Annotated in this window: 6 protein-coding genes; all 6 read left to right on the top strand. The window is 30.6% G+C overall.

Annotation, left to right across the window (positions count from 1 at the left end; translation table 11 throughout):
* Positions 1–645, top strand: a 645-nt coding sequence (locus tag J2Z25_RS11435) for an IS3 family transposase (protein WP_209740601.1), incomplete at its 5' end; no start/stop codon positions are given.
* A 619-nt stretch (positions 646–1,264) separates the two neighbouring features.
* On the top strand, positions 1,265–3,004 hold the full coding sequence (gene kdpA, locus J2Z25_RS11430; RefSeq protein ID WP_209740598.1) for a potassium-transporting ATPase subunit KdpA: 1,740 nt from the start codon (positions 1,265–1,267) through the stop codon (positions 3,002–3,004).
* Positions 3,005–3,020: 16 nt separating this feature from the next.
* The gene (gene kdpB, locus J2Z25_RS11425) at positions 3,021–5,087 is read left to right on the top strand and encodes a potassium-transporting ATPase subunit KdpB (protein ID WP_209740596.1); all 2,067 of its coding nucleotides are present in this window, start codon (positions 3,021–3,023) and stop codon (positions 5,085–5,087) included.
* A gap of 15 nt (positions 5,088–5,102) precedes the next feature.
* Positions 5,103–5,693 carry a potassium-transporting ATPase subunit KdpC gene (gene kdpC / locus J2Z25_RS11420; protein ID WP_209740594.1) on the top strand — a complete coding sequence of 197 codons (591 nt, stop codon included), beginning with the start codon at positions 5,103–5,105 and terminating at the stop codon, positions 5,691–5,693.
* Between the two features lie 59 nt (positions 5,694–5,752).
* Positions 5,753–8,458, top strand: coding sequence for a sensor histidine kinase (locus tag J2Z25_RS11415; RefSeq protein ID WP_209740592.1), 2,706 nt, complete (start codon positions 5,753–5,755; stop codon positions 8,456–8,458).
* Positions 8,433–9,131, top strand: coding sequence for a response regulator (locus J2Z25_RS11410; RefSeq protein WP_209740589.1), 699 nt, complete (start codon positions 8,433–8,435; stop codon positions 9,129–9,131). Before J2Z25_RS11415 ends, J2Z25_RS11410 begins: the two co-directional genes overlap by 26 nt.
* Position 9,132 lies beyond the last annotated feature (1 nt).

The raw sequence follows: 9,132 nt of genomic DNA, 5'->3' as shown, positions 1-9,132 counted from the left end.
TACAATATAATTATTAACCATAAAAAAGTTTATAGAATTATGAAGTCATTGGGATTAAGATCAAAAGTTAGAGCAAAGAAGAAATTTTTCGCTCCGCTTGTCGAAGGAGTAATTATAAAAGATAATATACTAAATAGAGACTTTAAAGCTACTACTCCTAGCTCTAAGCTAGTAACGGATATAACAACAATTAAATACAAGAGCAATAAAAAATTATATTTATCAGCAATTATGGACTTATATAACAATGAAATATTAACTTATAAAATAGGCTCTAGTAACAACAATGACTTAGTAATCAATACAATTATAGATACACTGGCTAAGAATAAGCTGGACGGCGCAATATTGCATAGCGATAGAGGCATTCAATATACTTCAAGATTATATAATACTATATTAAAGGAAAATAAAATAATCCAAAGTATGTCTAGAAAAGGAAATTGCCATGATAATGCTTGTATAGAATCATTTTTTAGCCACTTAAAAAGTGAATGTATTTATTTAAGCAACTATAATTCAGAAGAAGAAGTAATCAACTCTATAGATGAATATATAAATTTTTATAATAATATTAGATTTCAAAAAAGGTTAAAAAATATGGCTCCAATTAAATATCGAAGCCATTTTTGTAATTCACAATGATATATCCTTTTTAACAATGTCTACTTTTTAGGGGGCAGACCATTTCGTTATACCCTTGAATTTGAAATAACTTATCATTTATATTATCTTAGTTTTAACTAAGAATTTTATAGGATATGATAATATGTATATATGCTTAATGATAATTTATTTTAATTATATTGGAATATTTAACCACGGTGAAATTAAAAATATAAGATGGAAGCAAAGAACTGAAAAGAATTCATGATAAATTAGAGAAGGAATTATAGGAAATGTATGGATTACTAGATAAAGATATAAATTATATTATTAATACACTAATAAGATTCCTAGAAATAGAGAAGGCAATTATCCTTGGTAGTAGAGCAAGGGAAATTGGAAAAGTAATATACCAAAAATAATAGATACTTTTTAAGGAGGTCGCGAAACACGACCTCCTTTTTTGTACAATCAAAATAATCTTTATACAATCTTAATGTCATCCTTATTAATCCTAACACTATCTTTATATGGATTTTTATATAATTTTAGATGAAAGGGGGAAGGAAATAATGATAGTTGTTACTAGTTTAATTGGTTTAGTAGCCTTATCGCTATTTGTTTATTTAACTTATATTTTATTAAGAGGTGATAATGAATGATTAACTCAATAATACAGTATTCATTATATTTGATAATTTTAGTTGTACTAGCTATTCCATTAGGAAAGTATATTGGGAAGGTAATGAATGGAGAAAAAGTTTTCTTAAGTAAAATATTAAATCCAATAGAAAACTTTATATACAAGATATTAAGAATAGATAAAGATGAGGAAATGGATTGGAAAAAGTATTCAGTTTCAATAATTGCTTTTAGTGTTATAGGATTTGTAATTTTATTTTTATTACAAATAGTACAAGGTATATTACCTTTGAATCCTGAAGGTATTAAAGGAGTTACTTGGGATTTAAGTTTTAATACAACATCAAGTTTTGTAACTAATACAAATTGGCAATCTTATTCAGGAGAAAGTCAGTTAAGTTATCTAACTCAAATGCTCGGATTAACAGTTCAAAACTTTGTATCAGCAGCCGTTGGTATAGCAGTTTTATTTGCACTTATAAGAGGGTTTACTAGAGTGAAAGGAAAGACTATAGGAAACTTCTGGGTGGATGCTACAAGAAGTATAATTCATATTTTAATGCCATTATCAATAGTTGTATCATTATTAATAGCATCTCAAGGAGTTGTGCAAAACTTTTCAGAATACCAAGAAGTTGAATTATTACAACCTATAACTCTTGAAGATGGAACAGTTATAACAAAACAAGTTGTACCACAAGGACCAGCAGCAAGCCAAATTGCAATTAAGCAATTAGGAACTAATGGTGGTGGATTCTTTGGAGTTAACTCAGCTCATCCATTAGAAAATCCTACACCTTTTTCAAATGCAGTAGAAATGATATCAATATTATTAATTCCAGCAGCTTTATGTTTTACATTTGGAAGAAATATTAAGGATAAGAGGCAAGGTAGAGCAATATTTATTGCAATGTTTTTAATGTTAGTTATTGCTCTTTCAGTAATAGCAGTAAATGAAGCTAATGCAACACCTCAGCTTGCTCAAAGTGGAGTTGTAGATGTATCTACAATAAATCAAGCAGGTGGAAATATGGAGGGGAAAGAAAGTAGATTTGGTATAGCATCTTCTTCTACATGGGCAGCATTTACAACAGCAGCATCTAATGGATCAGTAAACTCAATGCATGATAGTTATACTCCTTTAGGTGGAATGGTAACTATGTTACTTATGCAGCTAGGGGAAGTTGTATTTGGTGGAGTTGGTTGTGGATTATATGGAATGTTAGCTTTTGCAATTATAGCAGTGTTTATGGCAGGTTTAATGGTAGGAAGAACTCCTGAATATTTGGGAAAGAAAATAGAACCATTTGAAATGAAGATGGCAATGTTAGTTTGCCTTGCAACACCAATTGCAACACTAATAGGAAGTGGTATAGCGTCAGTAGTTCCAAGTGTAATAGATAGTCTTAATAACTCAGGTGCACATGGTTTCTCAGAAATGCTTTATGCATATTCTTCAGCAGGTGGGAATAATGGATCAGCTTTTGCAGGCTTTTCAGCAAATACACCATTTATAAATGTTAGTATTGGACTAGTTATGTTATTTGCAAGATTTGTACCTATGATAGCAACACTTGCTATTGCAGGTTCATTAGTTAAAAAGAAGAAGGTAGCAGTAAGTGCAGGAACATTACCAACACATGATGCATTGTTTATAGGTCTTTTAGTGTTTGTAGTACTTTTAGTTGGAGCATTAAGTTTCTTTCCAGCACTTGCATTAGGACCAATAGCTGAATTCTTCCAAATGATAGGATAGAATGGGGGGATAATATATGAAAAATAATAATAGTATTTTATCTGATAAGAAAATGGTTAAAAGAGCAATAAAGGATTCATTTGCAAAGTTAAATCCTAAGATACAAAAAGAGAATCCTGTAATGTTTATAGTATATATAGCTTCTATTATAACAACTATTCTATATTTTGTAGCTTTACTTGGAATTAAAGATAATTCTCCAAGATTCATATTAGGAATAACAGTTTTACTATGGTTTACAGTTTTATTTGCAAACTTTGCAGAAGCAATTGCAGAAGGACGTGGAAAGGCTCAAGCAGATGCATTACGTTCAGCAAAAAAGGATGTTGTAGCAAGCAAAATACCATCAGCAAAAGAAAAAGATAAAGCTGTAAAAGTAAATTCAACAGAACTTAAAAAAGGCGATATTGTTATTGTTTTTGCTGGAGATCAAATTCCAGCAGATGGGGATGTTATTGATGGTGCAGCTTCAGTTGACGAAAGTGCAATAACAGGAGAGTCAGCACCTGTTATTCGTGAAAGTGGTGGAGATAGAAGTGCAGTAACTGGTGGTACAACAGTAATTTCTGACTGGCTAGTAATTAAAGTAAGTAATGATCCTGGTGAAAGCTTTATGGATAAAATGATAGCTATGGTAGAAGGAGCGGCTAGAAAGAAAACACCAAATGAAAAGGCGCTTGAAATATTACTAGTATCACTTACAATAATTTTTCTTATAGTAACAGTTTCTTTATACACTTACTCAGTATTTATTTCTAATGAAGCAGGTATGGTAAACAGCACTTCAATTACTTCCTTAATTGCATTATTAGTTTGCTTAGCACCGACAACTATAGGAGCTTTATTATCAGCAATAGGTATAGCTGGAATGAGTAGACTAAATCAAGCAAATGTTTTAGCAATGAGTGGAAGAGCAATTGAAGCAGCTGGTGATGTTGATATATTAATGTTAGATAAGACTGGAACAATAACTCTTGGAAATCGTCAAGCTAGTGAATTTATACCAGTTGATGGAGTTGATATAAAAGAATTAGCAGATGCAGCTCAATTAGCATCTCTTGCAGATGAAACTCCAGAGGGAAGAAGTGTAGTAGTTTTAGCTAAAGAACAGTTTGGTATTAGAGGAAGAGATATGAGTAGTCTTAATGCAACTTTTATCGAATTTACAGCTAAAACAAGAATGAGTGGAGTAGATTTTAATGGAAATGAAATAAGAAAAGGAGCTTCAGATGCAGTTAAAAAATATGTCTTAGAAAAAGGCGGTTTCTTTTCAAAGGAATGTGAAGAAAAGGTTAAAGAAATAGCTAAGGTTGGGGGAACTCCTTTAGTTGTTGCTAAAAATAATAAGGTATTAGGAATAATACACTTGAAAGATATAGTTAAACAAGGGGTAAAAGAAAAGTTTGCAGATCTTAGAAAAATGGGGATTAAAACTATAATGATAACTGGTGATAATCCACTTACTGCAGCAGCAATAGCAGCAGAAGCAGGAGTTGATGACTTCTTGGCAGAAGCAACACCAGAAGGAAAGCTAGATATGATAAAGGATTTTCAAAAGAAAGGTCATTTAGTTGCAATGACAGGTGATGGAACAAATGATGCTCCAGCCTTAGCGCAAGCAGATGTAGCTGTTGCAATGAATACAGGAACTCAAGCAGCAAAGGAAGCTGGAAATATGGTTGATTTAGATTCATCACCAACTAAACTTATAGAAATTGTTAGAATTGGTAAGCAGCTTTTAATGACAAGAGGATCATTAACAACATTTAGTATTGCAAATGATATAGCAAAATACTTTGCCATAATACCACCGTTATTTTTAGGTCTTTACCCTGAATTACAAAAACTAAATATAATGAAATTAAGTAGTCCAGAAAGTGCAATACTTTCAGCTGTTATATATAATGCTTTAATAATAATAGCGCTTATTCCATTAGCATTAAAAGGTGTAAAATATAGAGAAGTTCCAGCTAGTAAGTTATTATCAAGAAATCTTTTAGTATATGGTCTTGGAGGAATAATAGCCCCATTTGTAGCAATAAAGATTATAGATATAATAATAACTATGCTTGGTTTAGTATAATAGGAGGTATAAATTATGAAAGTTATAAGTAAAGCATTTAAATTTATACTAGTATTTATGATAATATGTGGATTAATATATCCAGTTTTTATAACAGGTGCTTCACAGTTACTATTTAAAGAAAAAGCAAATGGTAGTATTATAGAAGTTAATGGAAAGAAATATGGTAGTGTATTACTTGCTCAGGAGTTCACTGGAGATGAATATTTGTGGGGACGTGTAATGAATTTAGATACAAGTACATTTACAAATGAAAATGGAGAAGTTTTAATGTATGCAGCTCCTTCAAATTTAAGTCCTGCAAGTGAGGAATATGAAAAGCTAGTAAGTGAGAGAATAGAAAAAATAAAAGCATCAAATCCTGATAAAAAAGATGAACCTATTCCAGTAGATTTAGTTACATCATCAGGAAGTGGACTTGATCCTCATATTTCAGTTGTAGCAGCTGAATATCAAGTAGAAAGAATTGCAAAGGCACGTAATATAAGTACTGATGAAGTAGAGCAAATAATTGAAAAATACACAAAGGGAAGAACATTTGGAGTATTTGGAGAAGAAACTGTAAATGTATTACAAGTTAATCTTGCCTTAGATGGAAATCTATAACAATGGAGAATGGGCAATTATCCATTATCAATTATTAATTAAAAACAGGGGTGCTATAAATGAATGAAACTCGTCCTAATCCAGAAGAATTACTAAGAAAAATTAATGAAGAAGAATTGGAAAATCAAAGAGGAAAGTTAAAAATATTTTTTGGTTATGCAGCTGGTGTAGGTAAAACCTACGCTATGCTGGATGCTGCTCATGCTGCAAAGAAAGCTGGAGTAGATGTAGTAGTTGGATATATAGAACCACATACAAGACCAGAGACTTTAGCTCTTTTAGATGGATTAGAACTTTTACAAAAACTTGAAGTTAAATATAAAGGAATAACTTTAAAAGAGTTTGATTTAGATGGAGCATTAGAAAGAAAGCCAGAATTAATATTAGTAGATGAGCTTGCACATACAAATGCACATGGACTAAGGCATAAGAAGAGATATAGTGATATAGAAGAGTTGTTAAGTGCAGGTATTGATGTTTATACAACAGTTAATGTTCAGCATATAGAAAGTTTAAATGATATAATTGCATCAATTACTCATGTTGTAGTAAAGGAAAGAGTGCCAGATAGATTTTTCAATGATGCATTTCAAGTTGAGCTTATTGATATAGAGCCTTCAGATCTTATAGATAGATTAAATGCAGGTAAAATATACAGGGAAAAGCAAGCCAAAAGGGCACTGAACAACTTTTTTACAAGAGAAAATCTAGCTGCATTACGTGAAATTGCATTAAGGGAAACTGCTGATAGAGTTAATAAAGAAGTTACTGTTAATAAGAGCTATAGCAAAGGGATATATCATACTAATGAGCATATATTAGTATGTTTAAGCTCATCACCTTCAAATACTAAAGTTATAAGAGCAGCAGCTAGAATGGCGGAAGCTTTTCATGCTGAGTTTACAGCTCTTTTTGTAGAAACAATAGTTTCAAAGGAGTTAGGTGAAAAAAATATTCAAAAGCTTAGAGAAAATTTAAAGCTTGCTGAAGATTTAGGTGCAAAGGTAGAAACTGTATATGGAGATGATGTGCCATATCAAGTTGCAGAATTTGCAAAATTAAGTGGCGTATCAAAGATAATACTTGGAAGAACAAAAAGAAGAAAGTTTTTGTTAAGGTCTAAGTTAGGATATGTAGATAGAATTATAGAGTTAGCTCCAGAAATAGATTTATACGTTATACCAGATAGTGAAGATATTGTAGCTAAAAGAAAGTATCAAGTTAAAAATATAAAGCTATCAAGTTCTGATATAGTAAAAACACTAGGAATACTAGCACTATCTGTAGGAATAAGTGCAATTTTATATAGTCTTGGATTTAGTGAAGCTAATGTAATAACAGTTTTTATACTTGGTGTTTTATTAATATCAAATAAAACTGATGGAATTATTTATGGAGGAATAGCTTCATTAGCAAGTGTAATATTATTTAATTTTCTTTTTACAGACCCAAGGTTTTCACTTGATTTTTATGACCCAGGATATCTAGTTACGTTTATTACAATGCTAACATCTGCACTAGTTACAAGCACATTAACTAACAAAGTTAAATATCAAGCAAATGTATCAGCTGTTATTGCTAATAGAACAAATATATTATTAGAAGCAAGTAGGAATTTGGAAAGAACTAACAATTTAGAAGATATAATATTAACAGCTCAAAGGCAATTATATAAGTTTCTAAAAAATCCAATTATAATATATGAAGTAGATAATGAAAATATAAAGCGTATATATAATTATAAATATGAGGATGGCAGTGAAATAGATAGGAAATATACAAGTGAAGATGAAAAAGCTGTAGTTAGTTGGGTAATAAAAAATAGAAAACGAGCAGGGATTAGTACGGATACACTTCCAGGTGCTAAAGCTATGTATATACCACTTATTGGGCAAGATGATGTTATGGTTGTAATAGGAATAGTTATGAGAGAAAATGAAAATATTGATAGCGGAGAGAAGTCATTATTAGAAGCAATGCTTAGTCAAATTTCATTTGCAATAGAGAAATATATTTTAAATGAATCTAAGAAAAATGCCTTAATGCAAGCTGAAAATGAGAGGTTCAGGGCAAATTTATTAAGGGCAGTTTCCCATGATTTAAGAACACCACTTACTAGTATATCTGGAAGTGCCAGTTCTATATTAAATAATGAATTTGATGAAGAAACGAAGAAAAAGTTAATATCAGATATTTATGATGATTCAGTTTGGTTAATAAATTTAGTTGAAAACTTATTATCAGTTTCTAGATTAGATAATGGAAATGCGAAATTAAATACTGAACCACAATTAATTGAAGAAATAATAAATGAAGCACTTGAACATGTAAATCGTAAAATTTCAGATTATAAAGTTAAAGTCAATTTAAAAGATGATTTATTAATGGTAGATGTAGATGTAAGGTTAATAGTCCAAGTTATGATAAATATAGTAGATAATGCAATTAAATATACTGAGCCAGGAACAGAAATTCAAATAAATGTGTTTACTAAAGGTAAAAAAGTAATAGTAGAAGTTGCAGATTATGGTGCAGGAATAAGTAAACAAAATCAAGAGTGTATTTTTGACATGTTCTTTACTGTTGATGGAAATAAAGGTGATAGTAGAAGAGGGTTAGGATTAGGGCTTGCGCTTTGCAAGTCTATAATAAAGGCTCATGATGGAGAAATCTATGTTAAAAATAATAAACCCAATGGAACAATAATAGGGTTTACATTATCACAAGTGGAGGTAAATGATGAAGGTATCAATTTTAGTAGTTGAGGATGATAAGGCAATAAGAAATTTTATATCTGCTACATTAGATATTCATTCTTATAACTGCTTTACAGCAGAAAATGGGGAGCAAGCAATGATACTAGCGACATCACATAAGCCTGATATCATTATATTAGATTTAGGATTACCTGATATAGATGGGGTTGATATAATAAAGAAAATAAGAGCTTGGTCTAATTGCCCAATAATAGTTGTAAGTGCTAGAAGTGAAGATAAAGATAAGATAGAAGCTTTGGATTCTGGTGCAGATGATTATTTAACTAAACCATTTAGTGTAGATGAACTTCTTGCAAGAATTAGAGTTGCTATTAGAAAGATGAATTATGATAATACAAAAAAAGAAGAAAGTACTGAATTTATAAATGGAGATTTAAAGATAGATTATGTATCAGGATGTGTTTTTGTAGGAAAAGAAGAAACACATTTAACTCCAATAGAATATAAACTTTTATGTTTGTTAGCCAAAAATGTAGGAAAGGTTCTTACTCATACCTATATTTTAAAAGAGATATGGGGGGTAGCATATGAAAGTGAAGTCCCATCATTAAGGGTTTTTATGGCTACTTTAAGAAAGAAGATAGAGAAAAATTGTGAAAAGAATACTTATATACAAACTCATATAGGGGTTGGATATAGATTTGTAAGGATACAATATTAAA

The sequence above is a fragment of the Clostridium tertium genome (assembly GCF_017873245.1).
Classification (GTDB): Bacteria; Bacillota; Clostridia; order Clostridiales; family Clostridiaceae; genus Clostridium; species Clostridium tertium.
The sequence above is the reverse complement of the archived record's forward strand: the minus strand, read 5'-3'. Positions and strand labels throughout refer to the sequence as shown.

What these genes read in the sequence shown, in the direction of transcription:
- kdpB (WP_209740596.1), top strand. Translation starts at nt 3,021, where the DNA reads ATGAAAAATAATAATAGTATTTTATCTGATAAGAAAATGGTTAAAAGA.
- kdpC (WP_209740594.1), top strand. Translation starts at nt 5,103, where the DNA reads ATGAAAGTTATAAGTAAAGCATTTAAATTTATACTAGTATTTATGATA.
- kdpA (WP_209740598.1), top strand. Translation starts at nt 1,265, where the DNA reads ATGATTAACTCAATAATACAGTATTCATTATATTTGATAATTTTAGTT.
- J2Z25_RS11410 (WP_209740589.1), top strand. Translation starts at nt 8,433, where the DNA reads ATGAAGGTATCAATTTTAGTAGTTGAGGATGATAAGGCAATAAGAAAT.
- J2Z25_RS11415 (WP_209740592.1), top strand. Translation starts at nt 5,753, where the DNA reads ATGAATGAAACTCGTCCTAATCCAGAAGAATTACTAAGAAAAATTAAT.